The following is an 18,781-nucleotide window of genomic DNA, read 5'->3' as shown; positions in this document are numbered from 1 at the left end:
TGTATAGAGGGCAGTGGAACTGGGAGGGAAACGTAAGCTGATATTTATGGGTAATTGAAGCCCGTTATCGCGAGCAGGCTCGCTCCCACAGGGGAAATGCATTCCAAATGTGGGAGCGAGCCTGCTCGCGATGACAATCGATCAGCCGATGATTCGCTACCGGCTCAAGCCAACTTCTGCGCCAGCACCGCAATATGCTCCGGGCCGATTCCACAGCAACCGCCCAGGTGACTGGCCCCACGTTTCTGCCAGTCCGCCGCCCACTGGAGGTAGCCCGGCGGATCGAGGTCTTCACGCAGCGGATCCAGCCCGTCGTTGGCGGTCGCTTCTTTGGGTTGCGGCGGGAAGGCGTTGGCGTAGGCGCCGATGTGGATCTTCACCCCCAGGCGCTCGAAGGTTTGCCGGGCAGCATCGATCGCAGCACCGATCACCTCCGGCTGGCTGCAGTTGAACAGCAGCGCCTCGACGCCCAGTTCGGCCGCAACGGCCGCAGCGTCCGCCACCGGCTCGCCGGAACGCAAGCGCGGCACTTCATCAGTGTCTTCGTCCTTGAGGGTGAACGACAGCCAGAACGGCTTGCCATCCTGGGGCAACCCGGCATGAATCGCCTTCGCTTCCACCGTCGAGCTTTGGGTTTCGGCCAGCCACAGGTCGACATGGGGCGCCAGGCCGGTTACCAGAGGCGACAACAGCTCACTGGCGCGGGAGGCATCAAACAGATCAGGCCGATAGGAACCGAACAGCGGCGGCAACGAGCCGGCAACCCGTACGGCTTTGCCGGATGCCTGCACCGCCCGCCGGGCCAGTTCGCCGGCCAGCGCTGCCAGGGCCTGGCCTTCGGCGGCGAAGCGCGCTTCGCCAATATGAAACGGCACGACGGCATAGCTGTTGCTGGTGATGACATTGGCGCCGCTGGCAATGTAGGCCGCGTGCACGGCCTCTACGGCCTGAGGGGCTTCGCTCAGGGCCAGTGCCGACCATTCGGGCTGCCTGAACGGCGCGCCACGGCGTTGCAGTTCGCGGCCCATGCCGCCGTCGAGAATGACTGTCGTTGCTGAGCCCATATGCGATTCACTCATAAGCTTATGAAAATAACTCACTACCGGAGTTGTTCTTATAACTATTTAATACGCACAATTCGGTTAACCACAACCTGTATTTTCAGCCAGGGCCTAACATGAAACTTCAACCATTAATGGCCTTGGGCCTGACTCTTCTGGCCGCCTCTTCGCAGGCGTTTGCCGGCACCACGCTGGACCGTATCGAGCAGAAAAAAGAATTGGTCGGCGTATTGATGGAAAGCTACCCGCCCTTCTCGTTTCTCAACGATCAGAACCAACTCGACGGGTTTGATGTGGACGTGGCCAAAGCCGTGGCGCAGAAGCTGGGTGTGAAGCTGCGCCTGGAAACGCCGTCCTGGGACGTGATCGCCGCCGGGCGCTGGAGCGGGCGCTATGACATCTGCATCTGCTCCATGACGCCGAGCAAGGCCCGCGCCGAAGTGTTCGACTTCCCGGTGCAGTATTACGCCTCGCCGGCAGTGATCGTGGTCAACGCCAAGGACGACCGGATCCATGGTGCCAAGGACCTGAGCGACAAGAAGGTCGGCCTCACCAGTGCCTCCAGTTATGAGAGCTACCTGAACAAGAACCTGGTGATCGAAGGCGCCGAGGATACCCAACTGAGCTATCCGTTCGACAACGTACAGATCGCCCCGTATGACACCGACAACGTGGCCTTCCAGGACTTGGGCCTGGGCGCCGGAGTACGCCTGGACGCGGTGCTGACCAATCTGGTGACCGCGCAACCGCGCCTGACCGAAGACAAACGCTTCAAACTGGCCGGCGAGCCGCTGTACTCCGAACCGAACTCGGTGGCCATCGAAAAGGGTGACGCCCAGTGGGACAGCAAGGTGCGTGAAGTCTTCGCCCAGTTGAAACAAGATGGCACCTTGAGCAAACTCTCGCAGAAATGGATCGGCGCCGACATCACTCAATGACCTCTTTTCCACCACCATCCCAGCCACCGCAACCGGTGGCTGAGTCGCGCCTGAAAAAAATCTTCGGTTTTCGCACACGGTTATACCTGACCTGGGCGGTCATGCTGGCGCTGTTCGCGAGTTTTTTCCTGGGCTTCGACCTGAAGTTCTCGATCATCCTGGACAAGTTGCCGAACCTGATCGGCCTGCATCTGGCACCCAACGGTTTTCTGCAAGGCGCGGTGCTGACGCTGTTCCTGTGCCTGTGCTCGATCGTCGCTTCGTCATTGCTGGGCTTCATCACCGCCCTGGCACGACTGTCCAACAGCGCGGTGGCGTTCGGCATTGCCAGTTTCTATGCCTCCTTCTTCCGTGGCACGCCACTGCTGATCCAGATCCTGCTGATCTACCTGGGCTTGCCGCAACTGGGCGTGGTTCCAGGCGCCGTCACCGCCGGGATCATTGCCCTGTCGCTGAACTACGGCGCTTACCTGAGCGAAATTTTCCGCGCCGGCATCGTCGGCGTCCCCCAAGGCCAACGCGAAGCCTCGCTGGCGCTGGGCCTGAGCGAGACAGTGATCTTCTGGCGCGTCACCCTGCCCCAGGCCATGCGCACCATCATCCCGCCGACCACCAACCAGTTCATCTCCATGCTCAAGGACTCCTCACTGGTCTCGGTGATGGGCGTCTGGGAAGTGATGTTCCTGGCGCAATCCTATGGTCGCTCCAGCTATCGCTACATCGAAATGCTCACCACGGCGGCGATCATCTATTGGCTGATGTCCATCGCACTGGAACTGATCCAGGCGCGCATGGAGCGGCATTATGGGAAGGCGTACCTCAAGCGCAGTTGACAGCCCCGTCGCTGTCAAACGGACCGTTCCGAGAGTGATGCAGGGCAACGTCCCGTACCGTGAACGCAGACGCGACGGGGCTTGTTCAAGACGCGACCGGCCTACAGGCTTCGTCGCGATCTCTCGTCAGAGGCACAGCGTTGACCGGCATCGCGCTCCAGAGGGAATGTTTAAAGTGCGGACTCTCTTCACGAGTCGGTCGCATCAGTGACAACTCCCGAAGTGCATGTGCCTGCCGTAGCCCAGCTCCCCAAACCTACCGAGCCTGCGAAAACTGCCCCTATTGCGCAAGCACCCGCCGCTCCGTCGCCAGTCGCCCCGCAGCAAAACCCGATGCCGCCATCAACGCCCTGCTGGGTAGCAACGTATTCAAGGCCGCCGAAGCTGTCGACCTGCTCACGGCCCATGACACCGCAAACCTCGCCAACGCCACCCTGGGCAGTAGCGCTCCGACCAGCAAGACCCAGGCGCGGCTGGACGGCCGGCGCTTCGACGGCGGACTCGACAGGGTTCGGTGTGGGGTAGAAATTTGCGCACAAAAAAAGGGGAGCACATGCCCCCCCGAGGTTAAAGCGTTGTATCGAGACTGTTAATTCAGCCTTCGATCTCGATCAGGATCAGGATCTCGCCCGGATTGACCCGGTCGCCCTTGGCCACATGAATGGCGGTGACCTTGCCGGCGATGGCCGCCTGCACTTCGGTCTCCATCTTCATGGCTTCGGTGATCAGCACGGCTTGACCGGCCTTCACCACATCGCCTTCCTTGACCAGCACATCGACGATGTTGCCCGGCATGGTGGTGCTGACGTGGCCAGGTTCAGACGCTTGCTTGCGCTTGCTGCCGCCACCGCCGACAAACTCATTGAGCGGTTCGAACACTACTTCTTCCGGCATGCCATCAATGGACAGGTAGAAGTGACGCTTGCCTTCGGCCTTGACGCCGACGCCGGTGATGTCGACGCGGTAGGTTTCGCCGTGAACGTCAATAACGAACTCGGTCGGTACACCCTCGCCGCCCGGCGAACTCACGCTGCCTGCCTCAGGGATCGGCAGCAGCACTTCCGGGGTCAGAGTGCCGGCTTCGCGCTCTTCCAGGAATTTGCGCCCGATATCCGGGAACATGGCATAGGTCAGTACGTCCTCTTCGGATTTGGCCAGAGCACCGATTTCGCCGCGCAGCTTGGTCATTTCCGGCTTGAGCAGATCGGCCGGACGCACGTCGATCACGTCTTCGCTACCGATAGCCTGGCGACGCAGCTTCTCGTTCACTTCGCCCGGAGCCTTGCCGTAACCACCTTGCAGATACAGCTTCACTTCGTTGGTGATGGTCTTGTAGCGCTCGCCGGCCAATACGTTGAAAAAGGCCTGGGTACCGACGATCTGCGAGGTCGGCGTGACCAATGGCGGGAAGCCGAGGTCTTCGCGCACCCGCGGAATTTCCGCCAGCACTTCGTTCATGCGGTTCAGCGCGCCCTGTTCTTTCAACTGGTTGGCCAGGTTGGAGATCATCCCGCCGGGTACCTGGTTGACCTGGACACGGGTATCCACCGCCGTGAACTGGCTTTCGAACTGGTGATACTTCTTGCGCACCGCATAGAAGTACAGGCCGATTTCCTGCAGCAATTCCAGGTCCAGGCCAGTGTCGAACTCGCTGCCCTTGAGAGCCGCAACCATCGATTCGGTGCCAGGGTGGCTGGTGCCCCAGGCAAAGCTGGAGATGGCGGTGTCGATGTGGTCCGCGCCGTTCTCGACAGCCTTGAGCTGGCACATCGCGGCCAGGCCGGCGGTGTCATGGGAGTGGATGAACACCGGCAACGATTGCTCGGCCTTCAAGGCTTTTACCAGTTCGCCAGTGGCATACGGGGTCAGCAAACCGGCCATGTCCTTGATTGCCACCGAATCGCAACCCATGGCTTCCATCTGTTTGGCCTGGGTCACGAAAGCGTCGATGGTGTGCACCGGACTGGTGGTGTAGGCGATGGTGCCCTGGGCATGCTTGCCGGCAGCCTTCACCGCCTCGATGGCCACGCGAAGGTTACGTACATCGTTCATCGCATCGAAAATGCGGAAAACATCGATGCCGTTGACCGCGGCCTTGGCCACGAACGCCTTGACCACATCATCGCTGTAATGGCGATAGCCCAACAGGTTCTGGCCGCGCAGCAACATTTGCAGACGGGTGTTGGGCAGCGCGGCGCGCAGCTGGCGCAGGCGCTCCCATGGGTCTTCTTTCAGGAAACGCACGCAGGCGTCGAACGTCGCGCCGCCCCAGACTTCCAGCGACCAATAGCCGACTTTGTCGAGCTTGTCGCAGATGGGCAGCATGTCTTCGGTGCGCATGCGGGTGGCGAGCAGCGATTGGTGGGCGTCGCGCAGGATTGTGTCGGTAACAAAGATCTTCTTGGACATGGTCATACTTCCTTACAGGCCTGCGTGGGCGGCGATGGCGGCGGCGATGGCCAGGGCCAGCTCTTCGGGTTTGCGCTTGATCGAGTAGTTGGTCAGTTCAGGGTGGCTTTCGACGAAGCTGGTATTGAACTGGCCGCTCCGGAATTCCGGGTTGCGCAGGATTTCCTGGTAGTACGCAGCAGTGGTCTTGACCCCCTGCAGGCGCATGTCATCCAGGGCGCGCAGGCCTCGGTCCATGGCTTCTTCCCAGGTCAGCGCCCAGACCACCAGTTTCAGGCACATCGAATCGTAGAACGGCGGGATGGTGTAACCGGTGTAGATCGCCGTATCGGTGCGCACGCCGGGGCCGCCAGGGGCGTAGTAGCGGGTGATCTTGCCGAAGCTGGGCAGGAAGTTGTTCTTCGGGTCCTCGGCGTTGATCCGGAACTGCAAGGCAAAGCCACGGTGCTGGATGTCTTCCTGCTTGACCGACAGCGGCAGGCCGGACGCAATGCGGATCTGTTCGCGAACAATATCGATACCGGTGATTTCTTCGGTGATGGTGTGTTCCACCTGCACCCGAGTGTTCATTTCCATGAAGTACACCTCGCCCTCGGCGAGCAGGAACTCCACGGTGCCGGCGTTCTCATAGCCCACGGCTTTGGCGGCGCGCACCGACAGGTCGCCGATATAGGCACGCTGCTCGGGCGTCAGTTGCGGGCTGGGGGCGATTTCGATCAGCTTCTGGTTGCGCCGCTGGATCGAGCAGTCCCGTTCGAACAGATGCACCACGTTGCCGAAACTGTCACCCAGGATCTGCGCTTCGATGTGCTTGGGATTGACGATGCACTTTTCCAGGAACACTTCCGCCGAACCGAACGCCTTGGTGGCCTCGGAAATGACCCGCGGGAACGCCTGTTCCAGTTCTTCACGGCTGTTGCAGCGCCGGATACCCCGGCCGCCGCCGCCGGAGGTGGCCTTGAGCATCACCGGGTAACCGATCCGGTCGCCCTCGGCCAAGGCCTCCTCGATGCCCGACACGTTGCCTTCGGTACCCGGTGTAACCGGCACACCGGCCTTGATCATGCTGCGGCGCGCTTCGGTCTTGTCGCCCATGCGGCGAATGACTTCCGCCGCAGGACCAATGAATTTGATTCCGCGTTCGGCGCAGATGTCCGCCAGTTCGGCGTTTTCTGAGAGAAAGCCATAACCAGGATGCAAGGCATCGCAGCCTGTTTCGACTGCCAGGTTCACCAATTTGCGCGGATTGAGGTAGCCGGCCAGCGGGTCAGCTCCGATGCTGTGGGCCTCGTCCGCGCGCTTGACATGCAGGGCATGGCGATCAGCGTCGGAATAGACCGCGACCGAGCGAATGCCCATCTCGGCGCAGGCGCGCACGATGCGGACGGCAATCTCACCACGGTTGGCGATCAAGATCTTTTTTATCAATTGGAGGTTCCCTTGAGCCGGTGATACCACGGCCTGAGGTTCAGGCCGACGCGTGACCAGATGTAACAATCGGTCGCAGCACCACACTAGTCCCGGTCGTTGATTAACAAAAATGAATATTTATTGGGATAGGCATAAGTGAAGACTTATAGTTGGAGTATCCGTTTCGGAGCAGGGTGACTAAAAAATGCGTAAGTCATTGATGCGTATGACATTGCGTCAGTTACAGATTTTCAATGAGGTGTGCGACTTGAGGTCCTACAGCCGCGCAGCCGACGAAATGTCTCTCACGCAGCCGGCCGTCAGCCTACAGATTCGATCCCTGGAAGAGCTGATTGGGCAACCGCTGTTTGAGTATGTTGGCAAAAAGCTCTACATGACCGAAGCCGCCGAAGCCCTGCAACGCGCCAGCCGGGACATTTTCGGACGCTTGGAAAACCTCGATATGCAACTCTCGGATATGCAGGGCTCGTTGCAAGGTCAACTGAAGCTGGCGGTGGAGTCCAGCGCCAAATACTTCGTGCCGCACCTGTTTGCCGCGTTCAGGCGCCAGCACCCGGAGGTCAATCTGAGCCTCACAGTAGTCAATCGCGGACAGGTGATCCGTCGCCTCTCGGATAACCGGGACGATTTGGTGATCATGTCCATGGTGCCTCAGGACATGGGATTGGAGTTCCTGCCCTTTCTCAACAATCCGATCGTGGCCGTGGCGCCGCCGGATCACCCCTTGTGTCACATGGGCCCACTGCGCTTGCAGGATCTGGAGCCGTACACGTTGTTGCTGCGGGAGCCGGGATCGGGCACGCGGCTGGCCTGCGAGGAATATTTCAAGGAGAAACGGGTGCATTTCACCCAGACATTGGAGGTGGCGTCAGCGGAAGCCCAACGCGAATGCGTGGTAGCGGGCCTGGGCGTGGCGTTGTTGACGCGCCACGCCGCGAGCCGGGAGCTGTCATCCGGCGCACTCATCGAGTTGCCGGTCGAGGAACTGCCGCTGTACCGCAGCTGGTGCCTGGTACAGGCCAGGGCTAAACGATTGTCACCGGTGGCCCACGCCTTCCTGGCGTTTGTGCGCGGCGAGCGCGCTCAGATCATTGGCCTGGTTGAGCGTTTCGACGGGAAGCCGCCGGCGTCGCCTGCCAGTAATTGAATTCTGTGACGTCGGGATACTCGCTGATTTCCGCCAGGAGCTGGCGCTGCTCATAACGGTCTTCGATCGCACGACGAAACGCCATGCGGCGCTGGTCTTCCTGTTGACGACGGGTTTTGACGGCGCTGCGTTCTTCGTAGGACTGGGTCATGTCGAGACTCCCAAGACGTATACGGGAGCTTTACGATGCAGGCACGGGATGACGGTTTGGCAACGCGGGAGTTACAGAACGATGAATGTTGCTACCAGTGGCCTGTGTGGCTTCAGGATCGTAGTTTGCAGCTTCAATCATCCAACGCCTTCACCGACTTGGGCGACAGCCGCAAGCTGCGAAGGCTGCGCTTGACGCTCTTGAGGTGGTTGACCAGGCTGGGGCCGCGAGCCATGGCAACGCCCATCGCCAGCACATCGATCACCACCAGGTGAGCGATGCGCGAGGTCAGCGGGGTGTATATCTCGGTGTCTTCGTGCACGTCGATGGCCAGGTTCACCGTCGAGAGTTCGGCCAATGGTGTCTGGCTCGGACAGAGGGTAATCAGCGAGGCGCCACTTTCACGAACCAGATTGGCGGTGATCAATAGATCCTTGGAACGCCCCGACTGGGAAATGCAGATCGCCACATCGGTGGGCTTGAGGGTCACCGCGGACATGGCCTGCATGTGCGGATCGGAATAGGCGGCCGCCGTGAGCAACAGCCGGAAGAACTTGTGCTGCGCATCCGCCGCCACCGCGCCCGATGCGCCAAAGCCGTAGAACTCGACACGCTGGGCCTGGGACATGGCCGTGACCGCTTTCTGCAGCGCCACCGGGTCGAGCTTCTCGCGAACCTCCATGAGGGTGTGCAGGGTGGTGTCGAAGATCTTCAGGCTGTAGTCGGCGACCGAGTCGTCTTCATGGATCGCAAACTGGCCGAAGCTCGCGCCGGCCGCCAGGCTCTGCGCCAGCTTGAGTTTCAGGTCCTGGAAACCGGAGCAACCGATGGCACGACAGAAGCGCACGATGGTCGGTTCGCTGATGCCGACACTGTGGGCAAGATCGGCCATGGAACTGTGCATCACGGCCGCAGGATCAAGCAGTACGTGATCGGCGACTTTCAGTTCCGATTTGCGCAGCAGGTGGCGTGACTGGGCGATGTGTTGCAACAGGTTCAAGGGGCTGGACTCTTGTTATTGGTGGTGGCCGGGATGTAGCAAGTTTGTAGTTATACTACAGGAAATGCCTTTTTGCCCGTCCATTACGTAACTCGATATCCAGATTTCATACCGCATGCACGCCATGTAGCAGTCCGGCGCTATAAACAGTCTTCATTAGCCTGTAACAAGGCGGCCAGACCCTCGGCCTCCACGGGGCGGCTGATGAGGTAGCCCTGGACTTCGTCGCAATGCTCGGTTTTCAGGAATTCGAGTTGCCCCTGCCGCTCAACGCCCTCGGCCACCACCTTGAGCGATAGTCCATGGGCCATGGCAATGATCGCCCGGGTGATCGCCGCGTCCTCGCCGCCCTCCTCCAGCCCACGAATGAACGCCTGGTCGATCTTCACGTAATCCACCGGAATACGCTTGAGGTAACTCAGGGACGAATAACCGGTGCCGAAGTCGTCGATCGCCAGCTTGACCCCAAGGTCGCGCAACTGTTGGAAGGTGGCGATGATGTGCTCGACGCTGTCGAGCAACTGGCTCTCGGTAAGCTCCAGTTCCAGGTATTCGGGAGCCAGGCCGGTTTCTTCCAGCACTTGGCGCACGAGGCTGACAAGCTTGCCCTGGCGCAACTGATGGACCGACAGATTCACGGACACCCGGATCGGTGCAAGCCCCTGGCGCTGCCATTCGCACGCCTGCCAACAGGCCTGGCGCAGCACGAACTCGCCAATGGGCCCTATCAGTCCTGTCTCCTCGGCGAGGCCGATGAAATGCCCCGGCGGTACCCGACCCATCGCCGGATGGTCCCAGCGCACCAGCGCTTCCGCCGCGTTCAGACGACCGCTCGCCAGACACAACTTGGGCTGATAGAAGACCTTCAGCTGGTGCTCTTCCAGGGCCTTGCGCAGCTGGTTCTCCATTTGCAGACGCTCCAGCGTACTGGCCTGGAGGCTGTCGGTGTAGAACTGGAAGTTATTGCCCCCCAGGTGCTTGGCATGTTGCATGGCCATGTTCGCCTGGCTGACCAGGGTGGAAACTTCCCGTGCGTTGTCAGGCAGCAGACTGATACCGATGGATGCGCTGACCACCAACTCGTGACCTTCAATGGTCTGCGGCAAACGCAACTTGGCGGACAAACGGGTTGCCATGCGCGCCAGGCTTGAAAGATTGCCATAGGCATCGAACAGCACCGCGAACTCATCGCCGGATAACCGGGCGATGGTGTTGGCTTCCGGCAGAGCATTGATCAGGCGCCGGGCCATCTTCTGCAACAACTGGTCGGCAATGTCATGGCCGAGGCTGTCATTGAGCAGTTTGAAGCGGTCCAGGTCGATGTGCAGCAAGGCCAGGCTGCGGCGCCCGCCCTGGCGCACCCGCTGCTGCGCTTCCTGCAGGCGTTCGCGGAACAGCGAGCGATTCGCCAGTCCGGTCAGCTCATCGTAATGGGTGAGGTAGCGCATCCGCTCTTCGGACTCGCGCCTGGCCGATAGATCGGCGAAAAAGCCTACAATATGACTGACGTTTCCTCGAGAATCCCTCACGATACTCAATTGCAGCCACTGCGGATACAACTCGCCACTGGCCCGCGCCTCCACCAGCTCACCCTGCCAGGTACCTTGCTGCCTGAGTGCCTGGCGAATAACCGGATAGTGCCGGCGCGCATCGCGGCTGCACGGCAGATCGACGACGTTGCGCCCCAGCATGTCCGCGATGTTGAAACCGGTAATCCGGGTGAATGCCTGGTTGGCGGCGAGCAGCGCATAGTGAGGATCGAAGATCACGATGCCTTCGCTGGCGGCCTCAAATACCGTAGCCGCCAGTTGCCGCTGCTGTTCCAGCTCTTTACTGACACTGATGTTTCTTCGGGTGCCAACCATGCGCAGGACCCGGCCGCTGGCGCTGCGCTCCACGGCCCGACCTCGATCTTCGAGCCAGACCCAGTGGCCATCACCGTGACGGATGCGATATTCGATCTGGTAGTCCTCGCTACGACCCTTGAGGTGTTCAACCAGGGCGCGCTTGAGCGCCGGCAGATCTTGAGGGTGCAGGCGTGGCGTGAGATGGCTGAGCATTGCCGTGATGTATTCCGGCTCCAGGCCCAGCAGTTCCTTGAGCTGGGTGTGATGGACTTCATCGGTCTGCAGGTTCCAGTCCCATAATCCCAACTCACTGGCCTTGAGGGCCAGGGCCAGACGCGCCTCGCTCTTGCTCAAGGCTTGACTGGCCACCTGCAGTTCAAGGCTGCGCTGTGCGACCCGCGCCTCGAGACTCACTTGGGCCGCACGCAGTTGTTCCTCGGCGAGACGACGCTGCTCAACCTCCCGTCCCAGGGCCCCGTTAAGTTCAGCACTACGGATTTGCGTCTGTTGCAGATGCTCGATCAGCGCCTGATTCTGGAACCGTCGCAGCATGCCGCTTTGCATCAGTCGATTGACCTGCCAGGCCACCACGCTCAGGGACACCAGCACCACCAGGCCGAGCCAACCCCATCCGCGCTGTTGTTCGTCACCGCCCCAGAAGAGGAAGCCGATGGCCGGCAACAGGCAGGGCAAGGTGAAGGACAAAAAGGCCGGGAGGCTCACGGCATAGGCAACACTGGCTGACAGGGTGGCCGCGCCGATCAGACCGAACACCCAGGCCTGTTGCTGGAAGCTGTCGGCCGGGACCAGGGCGATGCCGGCCCCGGCCAGCGTCAAGCCAGTCATCGCCGAACCGAGCAGGAACATGCGCAACCAGATCGGGTGCGCCTGGCGGCTGGGGATCGCCGAATCGAAGGCCGCGACCTGTATCACCCGTAGCGCCACCAGCGACAACAGCCAGACCAGCCATACGCTGACCAGGAAATAGCGTGACGGCTCCCACAACAGGGCTGCGCAGACCAGGCCGTTGACCAGCATGAACAACGTGGGCAGCAGCGAGCCCTGGTACAGCAACCGTGTACGCTCTACAGCCATCTCCGTGGCGTACTGCTTGCAGATGACCCGCGGTTCCACACAGGGGCCCGCCAGATCGGAATTGAGGGTCATAGGCACTGTTCTTGTTCTTGGGGGCACGGAGAACCCGAAACGAGCACCGAGCATACACAAGCCAGAGGCCATCACACACTGCTCCCCCTCACAAAAATGTCTAAAAATGTCGCCATTTCATTGGACGACAGCCCCTTCAAGCGTGTTTTGCCGCCGCTTGCACCCATGACTGACCGGTCATCCCAATCGGTTTTTTATCGGCTGAGATAAAGCTTGGTTTGCCCGGGGTGCCGCCGCACCCTAGAATGCGCCGATGCGCGATGATCTCTCCCTTCTGCTGAACTCCCTCAACGATGCCCAACGCCAGGCCGTAGCCGCCTCCGTGGGTCGACAGTTGGTCCTGGCCGGTGCCGGTTCCGGTAAAACCCGGGTGCTGGTGCACCGTATCGCCTGGTTGATCCAGGTCGAGAACGCCTCGCCCCATTCGATCCTGTCGGTGACCTTCACCAACAAGGCCGCTGCCGAGATGCGCCACCGCATCGAACAGTTGATGGGTATCAACCCGGCCGGTATGTGGGTCGGTACGTTCCACGGCCTGGCGCACCGCCTGTTGCGCGCCCATTGGCAGGAGGCCGGCCTGAGCCAGACCTTCCAGATCCTGGACAGCGACGACCAGCAGCGACTGGTCAAGCGGGTGATCCGCGAGCTGGGGCTGGACGAGCAGCGCTGGCCCGCCCGCCAGGCCCAATGGTTCATCAATGGCCAGAAGGATGAAGGTCTGCGCCCACAACACATCCAGGCCAGCGGTGACCTGTTCCTGGCGACCATGCGCAGCATCTACGAAGCCTACGAGGCCGCGTGCCAGCGCGCCGGGGTCATCGATTTTTCCGAACTGCTGCTGCGGGCACTGGATCTTTGGCGTGATCATCCGGGGCTGCTTGAGCACTACCAGAAGCGCTTCCGGCATGTACTGGTGGACGAGTTCCAGGATACAAACGCCGTTCAATACGCCTGGTTGCGCCTGCTGGCCAAAGGCGGCGACAGCCTGATGGTGGTGGGTGACGACGATCAGTCGATCTATGGCTGGCGCGGCGCCAAAATCGAGAACATTCATCAGTACTCGGCGGATTTTCCTGACGCCGAGGTTATCCGCCTGGAACAGAATTACCGCTCCACCGCGGGTATCCTCAAGGCCGCCAACGCCCTGATCGCCAACAACACCGGGCGTCTGGGCAAGGAGCTGTGGACTGATGGCGGCGAAGGCGAAGCCATCAATCTCTATGCAGCCTTCAACGAACACGATGAAGCCCGCTACGTAGTGGAAACCATCGAGAGCGCGCTGAAAACCGGCCTGGCCCGCAGCGACATCGCCATCCTGTATCGCTCCAACGCCCAGTCGCGAGTATTGGAAGAAGCGCTCTTGCGCGAGCGGATCCCGTATCGCATCTATGGCGGCCAGCGCTTCTTCGAGCGCGCCGAAATCAAGAACGCCATGGCCTACCTGCGCCTGCTCGAAGGTCGCGGCAACGACGCAGCCCTGGAGCGGGTGATCAACGTACCGACCCGGGGCATCGGCGAGAAAACCGTCGAAGCTATCCGCGATCATGCGCGTCACAGCCATGTGTCCATGTGGGAATCCATGCGTCTTCTGGTGACCAATAAGGGCGTGACCGGTCGTGCCGCGGGCGCTCTGAAGGCTTTCATGGACCTCATCGAGGACCTGGCCGCCAAATGCGCAGAAATGCCGCTGCACTTGATGACCCAGACCGTCATCGAGCAGTCCGGCCTGATTGCCTATCACGAAGCGGAGAAAGGCGAGAAAGGCCAGGCCCGGGTAGAAAACCTCGAGGAACTGGTCAGCGCCGCCCGCAACTTCGAGAACACCGAAGAAGACGCGGACCTGTCGCCCCTGGCGGCCTTCCTCGGCCACGCCTCCCTGGAGGCCGGCGATACCCAGGCCGAGGAGCACGAAGACAGCATCCAGTTGATGACCCTTCACAGCGCCAAGGGCCTGGAGTTCCCCTACGTGTTTCTGGTGGGCATGGAAGAAGGCCTGTTCCCCCACAAGATGAGCCTGGAAGAACCGGGGCGCCTGGAAGAGGAGCGCCGCCTGGCCTATGTCGGCATAACCCGTGCAATGCAGAATCTGGTGCTGACCTACGCCGAAACCCGACGTTTGTACGGCAGCGAAACCTACAACAAGGTGTCACGTTTCGTACGTGAAGTACCGAAAGGCCTGATCCAGGAAGTGCGCCTGTCCAACAGTGTCAGTCGTCCGTTCGGTGGCAGCCAGCAAAATGGCACCAGCAGCCTTTTCGGCGGCAGCGACATCCCGGAGACCGGCTTCAGTCTCGGCCAGACCGTTCGGCACTCGGTGTTCGGCGATGGCGTGATCCTCAATTTCGAAGGCGCCGGCGCCCAGGCCCGGGTGCAGGTGAATTTCAGCGAAGGCAGTAAATGGCTGATGCTGGGATACGCCAAGCTCGAGGCGATTTAGGCTCTGTACGAAAAGCCTAGAAGGATTGCTCGAAACGTTGTGTGGGAGCGAGCTTGCTCGCGATGGCGGTGAATCAGACAACATCGATGTTGACTGACACCCTACCATCGCGAGCAGGCTCGCTCCCACAGAGAGTCCCCTTCTCCATTCCGATAGAACTTGTCCACCTTTCCTACAGCCCAAAGCGAACAGGCCCTCTTGCGAAGCTGAAGCTGAACCTAAGCTGTCACGCAAAAGCCCGAAACACTCTGTCGCTAGCCAGCAACAGTTCACCTGTGCAACATGGCGCGCGTGCTACTCACAAATGGGAATGCCTTTATATGAAACGTTTTCTGAGCATCGCCATGGCGCTGTGCATTGGCCTGACGATGGCCATCGACGCCAATGCCGCCAAGCGCTTTGGCGGGGGTAAAAGTGCGGGCGCGGCCCCGACTCACCAGACCAGTCAGATGGCGCCGTCCTCCGCAGCCGGTCCGACTGCCGCCACCGCAGGCGCGGCCGGTGCCGCGGGAGCCGCCACCAGGGCCGGCGGTGCTTCACGCTGGCTCGGCCCCCTGGCCGGTATCGCCGCCGGCGGCCTGCTTGCCTCCATGTTCATGGGTGGCGGCTTCCAGGGCATGCAGATCTTCGACATCCTGATCCTGGGGGTCATTGCCTTCCTGGTTTTCCGCTTCATTGCCGCCCGTCGTCGCAAGCAGCAGGAGCAATACGCTCCGGCCGGTCATGCGCCTATGCAACGTGAAACATTCAACCAGCAACCTGCCGGCGGCTCGATTTTCGGCGGTTCGGCACCCGTGGCCGCCCGTCCGGTGATCAATGCCCCCGCCTGGTTCAATGAAACGAACTTCGTCGAGGCCGCGCGCACCCACTTCCACTCCCTGCAGCAGCATTGGGACGCGAACGAAATGGACAAGATCGCCGAGTTCGTGACCCCGCAACTGCTGGAGTTCCTCAAGCGCGAGCGTGCCGACCTGGGTGATGGCTATCAATCCACCTACATCGACAACCTTCAGGTGCAGTTGGACGGTGTTGATGATCGTACCGACAAGACCATCGCCACCCTGACCTTCAGCGGTGTGTCGAAGGACTCCCGCTTCGACCAGGGCGAAGCGTTCAGCGAAAGCTGGAACATGGAGCGTGCCCATGGCGAAAACCAGCCTTGGCTGGTGGCAGGTATTCGCCAGAACGGTTGAACCTTTACGCGTTTCGCGTGTTGAAATAAGAGAACCCCGGCTCAAGCCGGGGTTTTCTATTTCGCGGTTGCATCTATGGCGCGCTACTGTATAAACCGCCTCATGTAAAACCGCGCCATCGAGAAAGAGGACACCCGGACGTGGAAGAAATCATCGAACAATTGCGTGAAGCCAACGAACCGGTACCGGTTCCACTGGAGTTGCCCGACGAAGACTTGCTGGTAGAGATCGAAGAGCAACTGTTCATCGACATCCCGTTCGTCTTCAGGGAGTTTTTGCTGACCGTCAGCGATGTTGTCTACGGCAGCCTGGAGCCGGTCACCGTTACCGACCCACAATCCCACACCTACCTGCCGGATGTGGCTGCCAACGCCTGGGACGCCGGCGTCGACCGCAGCCTGATTCCGATCTGCCAGGACGGCGACGATTATTATTGCGTCGAAGAGGACGGTACCGTGGTGCTCTGGCAAGCCGAAGAAGAATTGATTGCCGAAGAAACCTGGGAGTCTGTCTGGCACTGGGCACGGGACGTCTGGCTGGAAAGCTGATCAGCAGCTGGGATCAATGCCCGGACGACTCCTTGTGGTTGTCCAGGGTTTCCATCAAGGCCACCTGCATCCTTGTATGCAGGCGGACGAACCATCGCCAGAGCAATGCCGCCACGGCAGTCGCTACCACGGCAATCAACACCAGCAACTTGTTGGTCGGCAAAATACTGGCCGACAGGGCTGCCAGTAGCAGGAAAATCACCAGTAGCGAGAGGATAGGGATCACTTCGGCAATCACCCGACGCACCCGCTGGGTGTGACGACCCGCCATCTCAGCCTTCACTCCCATCTCAGCCAGCAGCATCGATAGCGCCTTGAGCTTGCGATAGGCAGCGATCAGGAAGGGCAGCGACAACAGCAGCGCCCCGCCCCAGATCAATGCTTTCTGCCAGCTCGGGTCGCTGATCCAGCCTTGCAGGTAGATCGACATTCGTTCAGCGAAATACCCGCCCGACACGAAAATCGCGATGACCAGCGCCAGGTTGATGCCCACCTGCAGCAGAATCCGCCTGATCATCGAAGCAACCAGCGCTCCTTCGCCGCTAGGCTGGATGCTGCGCAGCCATTCACCGTACATGCCCAACACCCGCGTCAGCCGTCGCGGCATGACTGCCGCCAACTTGAGGGACAACGGATCAGCTGCACGGATCAGATACGGCGTCAACAACGTGGTCAGCACCGAAACGGCGACCGCCACCGGGTAAAGGAAGTCACTGGTGACCTGCAGCGTCATCCCCAATGAGGCGATGATGAAGGAGAACTCGCCAATCTGCGAAAGCCCCATTCCGACCCGCAGAGAGGTGCGCCCATCGTTGCCAGCGATAAAGGCGCCGAGGCCGCAGGACAACATCTTGCCCAGCACCACGGCCGCCGTGATCACGGCGATCGGCCAGGCGTACTGCAGCAATATCGCCGGGTCGAGCATCAGGCCTATGGCTACAAAGAAAATCGCACTGAACAGATCACGCACCGGCTCTACCAGCCGCTCGATTTTCAGCAGTTGCCGGGACTCGGCCATGATCGCCCCGATCAGGAACGCCCCGAGCACCATGCTGTATTCCAGTTTCACCACTAGCAGACAGAAACCGAAACACAGGCCCAGCACGGTGATCAGAAGCATCTCGTTGCTGTCGAACTTCGCCACGTAGGCCAGCAGTCTCGGTACCAGCAGGATACCGATGACCAGCGCGACGATCATGAACAAAGACAGCTTGCCGACTGTGGAGAACACCTCGCCGGAACTCACCGTTCCGCTGACGGCGATGCTCGATAACAAGGCAATGATGCCGATGCCCAGGATGTCTTCGACGATCAGCACGCCGAAAATCAACTGCGCGAAGCGTTCGTTCTTCATCTTCAAGTCGTTGAGCGCCTTGACGATAATCGTGGTCGAGGAAATGGCCAGGATTGCTCCCAGGAACAGCGAGTCCATGGTGTTCCAGTCGAACCAGCGGCCGATTTCATAGCCGATCCAGATCATCAGCACGATTTCGAGGAACGCCGCGATAAACGCCGTGGCGCCGACCTTGAACAGCTTGCGCAGGCTGAATTCCAGACCCAGGCAGAACATGAGGAAGATCACACCCAGCTCGGCCAGGGTCTTGATGGTGTCTTCGTCATGGATGAAACCGAACGGCGGCGTATGGGGACCGATGAGGAAACCGGCAACGATGTAGCCCAGCACCACCGGTTGCTTGAAACGATGGAAGAGCACCGTCACCAACCCTGCTGCCATCATGATGATTGCCAGATCTTGAATGAAATTGATGGCATGCATCGGTCGGGCTCCCTGATCAAAACGTCTCATCGCCAAGCTGAATGAGTCCGCCTCCTTTGTAGGAAATGCCCTTGAGGTGGGCTTTTGCAGGTTAACACCGCGACTTCCGACAAAAAGACGGTGCAATATATGGAAACAGATCCATCGACGCGTGACGGCGGGCACAGGCGCAGCGTCCCGATATCGGTGGTTTTGATAAAACCTGATGGCCTATGAGCCAGCGACCAGCGCCCGCAGAGGTGCACTCCCTGAATTGCTGCCTTGAACCGTGAGTACGTTATGGAACCCGGAAACGCCCAACTGTCGATGACGGTGTTGATGACCCCCGATATGGCCAACTTCTCTGGCAATGTCCATGGCGGCACCCTGCTCAAATACCTCGACGAAGTCGCTTACGCCTGTGCCAGCCGTTATGCGGGACGCTACGTGGTGACCCTGTCGGTGGATCAGGTGATCTTTCGCGAGCCTATTCATGTCGGTGAATTGGTGACCTTCCTGGCGTCGGTGAACTACACCGGCAACACGTCGATGGAAGTGGGCATCAAGGTCGTGACCGAAAACATTCGCGAACGCTCTGTACGCCACACCAACAGCTGCTTCTTCACCATGGTAGCGGTGGATGACCAGCGCAAACCCGCTGCGGTCCCGCCCTTGCAACCGCAGAACAGCGAAGCAAAACGCCGCTACGAGCAAGCGCAGCAACGTCGGCAGATCCGTCAGGAGCTGGAGAAGCGTTACCAGGAGATCAAGGCGGACGGGCCTTAACCATTCAGCCTGTGGGACCGAGTCGCGCCCTTCGCGAGCAGGCTCGCTCCCACAGTATCTGAACCTACTCGGTCAAC

The 18,781-nt window shown here is 60.3% G+C and carries 14 protein-coding genes; 7 read left to right on the top strand and 7 right to left on the bottom strand.

Translation table 11 applies throughout. The annotated features are described in order from the left end of the window. Positions 1 to 164 precede the first annotated feature (164 nt). Complete coding sequence (locus tag AD665_RS10635; protein ID WP_053192024.1) at positions 165 to 1,064, bottom strand: homocysteine S-methyltransferase family protein; 900 nt, start codon at positions 1,062 to 1,064, stop codon at positions 165 to 167. A gap of 113 nt (positions 1,065 to 1,177) precedes the next feature. Between AD665_RS10635 and AD665_RS10630 the strand changes: the two genes are divergently transcribed. Together AD665_RS10630 and AD665_RS10625 are read left to right on the top strand one after the other, a co-directional pair. Continuing rightward, complete coding sequence (locus AD665_RS10630; protein ID WP_024777840.1) at positions 1,178 to 1,999, top strand: ABC transporter substrate-binding protein; 822 nt, start codon at positions 1,178 to 1,180, stop codon at positions 1,997 to 1,999. After that, entirely contained in the window at positions 1,996 to 2,832 is an 837-nt protein-coding gene (locus AD665_RS10625; RefSeq protein ID WP_024777839.1) for an amino acid ABC transporter permease, read from the top strand. The genes AD665_RS10630 and AD665_RS10625 overlap by 4 nt, the downstream gene beginning before the upstream one ends. 594 nt (positions 2,833 to 3,426) lie before the next feature. On the opposite strand, the gene oadA is transcribed toward AD665_RS10625, so the two are convergent. Both oadA and AD665_RS10615 read right to left on the bottom strand, forming a co-directional pair. Beyond that, a complete protein-coding gene (oadA, locus tag AD665_RS10620) occupies positions 3,427 to 5,241 on the bottom strand; it encodes a sodium-extruding oxaloacetate decarboxylase subunit alpha (protein ID WP_024777838.1) in 1,815 nt (604 codons plus the stop codon). A gap of 12 nt (positions 5,242 to 5,253) precedes the next feature. Then, positions 5,254 to 6,669, bottom strand: coding sequence for an acetyl-CoA carboxylase biotin carboxylase subunit (locus AD665_RS10615; RefSeq protein WP_024777837.1), 1,416 nt, complete (start codon positions 6,667 to 6,669; stop codon positions 5,254 to 5,256). A 187-nt stretch (positions 6,670 to 6,856) separates the two neighbouring features. On the opposite strand from AD665_RS10615, the gene AD665_RS10610 reads away from it, so the two are divergent. Next, positions 6,857 to 7,819, top strand: coding sequence for a LysR family transcriptional regulator (locus tag AD665_RS10610; RefSeq protein ID WP_024777836.1), 963 nt, complete (start codon positions 6,857 to 6,859; stop codon positions 7,817 to 7,819). Here AD665_RS10610 and AD665_RS10605 read toward each other — a convergent pair. The 3 genes from AD665_RS10605 to AD665_RS10595 form a co-directional block, all read right to left on the bottom strand. After that, on the bottom strand, positions 7,761 to 7,970 hold the full coding sequence (locus AD665_RS10605) for a PA3496 family putative envelope integrity protein (protein ID WP_024777835.1): 210 nt from the start codon (positions 7,968 to 7,970) through the stop codon (positions 7,761 to 7,763). The genes AD665_RS10610 and AD665_RS10605 overlap by 59 nt on opposite strands. Positions 7,971 to 8,103: 133 nt before the next feature. Next, positions 8,104 to 8,970, bottom strand: coding sequence for a transcriptional regulator HexR (hexR, locus tag AD665_RS10600; RefSeq protein WP_003187110.1), 867 nt, complete (start codon positions 8,968 to 8,970; stop codon positions 8,104 to 8,106). A gap of 140 nt (positions 8,971 to 9,110) precedes the next feature. After that, positions 9,111 to 11,984: a putative bifunctional diguanylate cyclase/phosphodiesterase gene (locus tag AD665_RS10595; protein WP_024777834.1), complete on the bottom strand. Its 2,874-nt coding sequence runs from the start codon at positions 11,982 to 11,984 to the stop codon at positions 9,111 to 9,113. 253 nt (positions 11,985 to 12,237) lie between these two features. Here AD665_RS10595 and uvrD point away from each other — a divergent pair, with 253 nt between their 5' ends. The 3 genes from uvrD to AD665_RS10580 all read left to right on the top strand — a co-directional run bounded on the left by uvrD (position 12,238) and on the right by AD665_RS10580 (position 16,162). Then, complete coding sequence (gene uvrD / locus AD665_RS10590) at positions 12,238 to 14,421, top strand: DNA helicase II (protein WP_024777833.1); 2,184 nt, start codon at positions 12,238 to 12,240, stop codon at positions 14,419 to 14,421. Between the two features lie 320 nt (positions 14,422 to 14,741). After that, a complete protein-coding gene (locus tag AD665_RS10585; protein ID WP_024777832.1) occupies positions 14,742 to 15,614 on the top strand; it encodes a Tim44 domain-containing protein in 873 nt (290 codons plus the stop codon). Between the two features lie 140 nt (positions 15,615 to 15,754). After that, positions 15,755 to 16,162 carry an SMI1/KNR4 family protein gene (locus AD665_RS10580; RefSeq protein WP_003187120.1) on the top strand — a complete coding sequence of 136 codons (408 nt, stop codon included), beginning with the start codon at positions 15,755 to 15,757 and terminating at the stop codon, positions 16,160 to 16,162. 13 nt (positions 16,163 to 16,175) lie between these two features. Here AD665_RS10580 and AD665_RS10575 read toward each other — a convergent pair whose 3' ends face one another. Next, positions 16,176 to 17,939 (bottom strand): cation:proton antiporter, encoded by a 1,764-nt coding sequence (locus AD665_RS10575; RefSeq protein ID WP_053192022.1) that lies wholly within the window; start codon positions 17,937 to 17,939, stop codon positions 16,176 to 16,178. A gap of 279 nt (positions 17,940 to 18,218) precedes the next feature. Between AD665_RS10575 and AD665_RS10570 the strand changes: the two genes are divergently transcribed. Beyond that, the gene (locus tag AD665_RS10570) at positions 18,219 to 18,704 is read left to right on the top strand and encodes an acyl-CoA thioesterase (protein ID WP_003187124.1); all 486 of its coding nucleotides are present in this window, start codon (positions 18,219 to 18,221) and stop codon (positions 18,702 to 18,704) included. The last annotated feature ends 77 nt before the right edge of the window (positions 18,705 to 18,781 follow it).

The organism is Pseudomonas corrugata, from assembly GCF_001269905.1.
Classification (GTDB): Bacteria; Pseudomonadota; Gammaproteobacteria; order Pseudomonadales; family Pseudomonadaceae; genus Aquipseudomonas; species Aquipseudomonas corrugata.
This window is presented reverse-complemented; position numbering and strand designations above follow the sequence as displayed.

Coding starts and splice junctions, on each gene's coding strand:
- AD665_RS10585 (WP_024777832.1), top strand. CDS start 14,742: ATGAAACGTTTTCTGAGCATCGCCATGGCGCTGTGCATTGGCCTGACG.
- AD665_RS10610 (WP_024777836.1), top strand. CDS start 6,857: ATGCGTAAGTCATTGATGCGTATGACATTGCGTCAGTTACAGATTTTC.
- AD665_RS10625 (WP_024777839.1), top strand. CDS start 1,996: ATGACCTCTTTTCCACCACCATCCCAGCCACCGCAACCGGTGGCTGAG.
- oadA (WP_024777838.1), bottom strand. CDS start 5,241: ATGTCCAAGAAGATCTTTGTTACCGACACAATCCTGCGCGACGCCCAC.
- AD665_RS10630 (WP_024777840.1), top strand. CDS start 1,178: ATGAAACTTCAACCATTAATGGCCTTGGGCCTGACTCTTCTGGCCGCC.
- AD665_RS10595 (WP_024777834.1), bottom strand. CDS start 11,984: ATGACCCTCAATTCCGATCTGGCGGGCCCCTGTGTGGAACCGCGGGTC.
- AD665_RS10635 (WP_053192024.1), bottom strand. CDS start 1,064: ATGGGCTCAGCAACGACAGTCATTCTCGACGGCGGCATGGGCCGCGAA.
- AD665_RS10575 (WP_053192022.1), bottom strand. CDS start 17,939: ATGCATGCCATCAATTTCATTCAAGATCTGGCAATCATCATGATGGCA.
- AD665_RS10605 (WP_024777835.1), bottom strand. CDS start 7,970: ATGACCCAGTCCTACGAAGAACGCAGCGCCGTCAAAACCCGTCGTCAA.
- uvrD (WP_024777833.1), top strand. CDS start 12,238: ATGCGCGATGATCTCTCCCTTCTGCTGAACTCCCTCAACGATGCCCAA.
- AD665_RS10570 (WP_003187124.1), top strand. CDS start 18,219: ATGGAACCCGGAAACGCCCAACTGTCGATGACGGTGTTGATGACCCCC.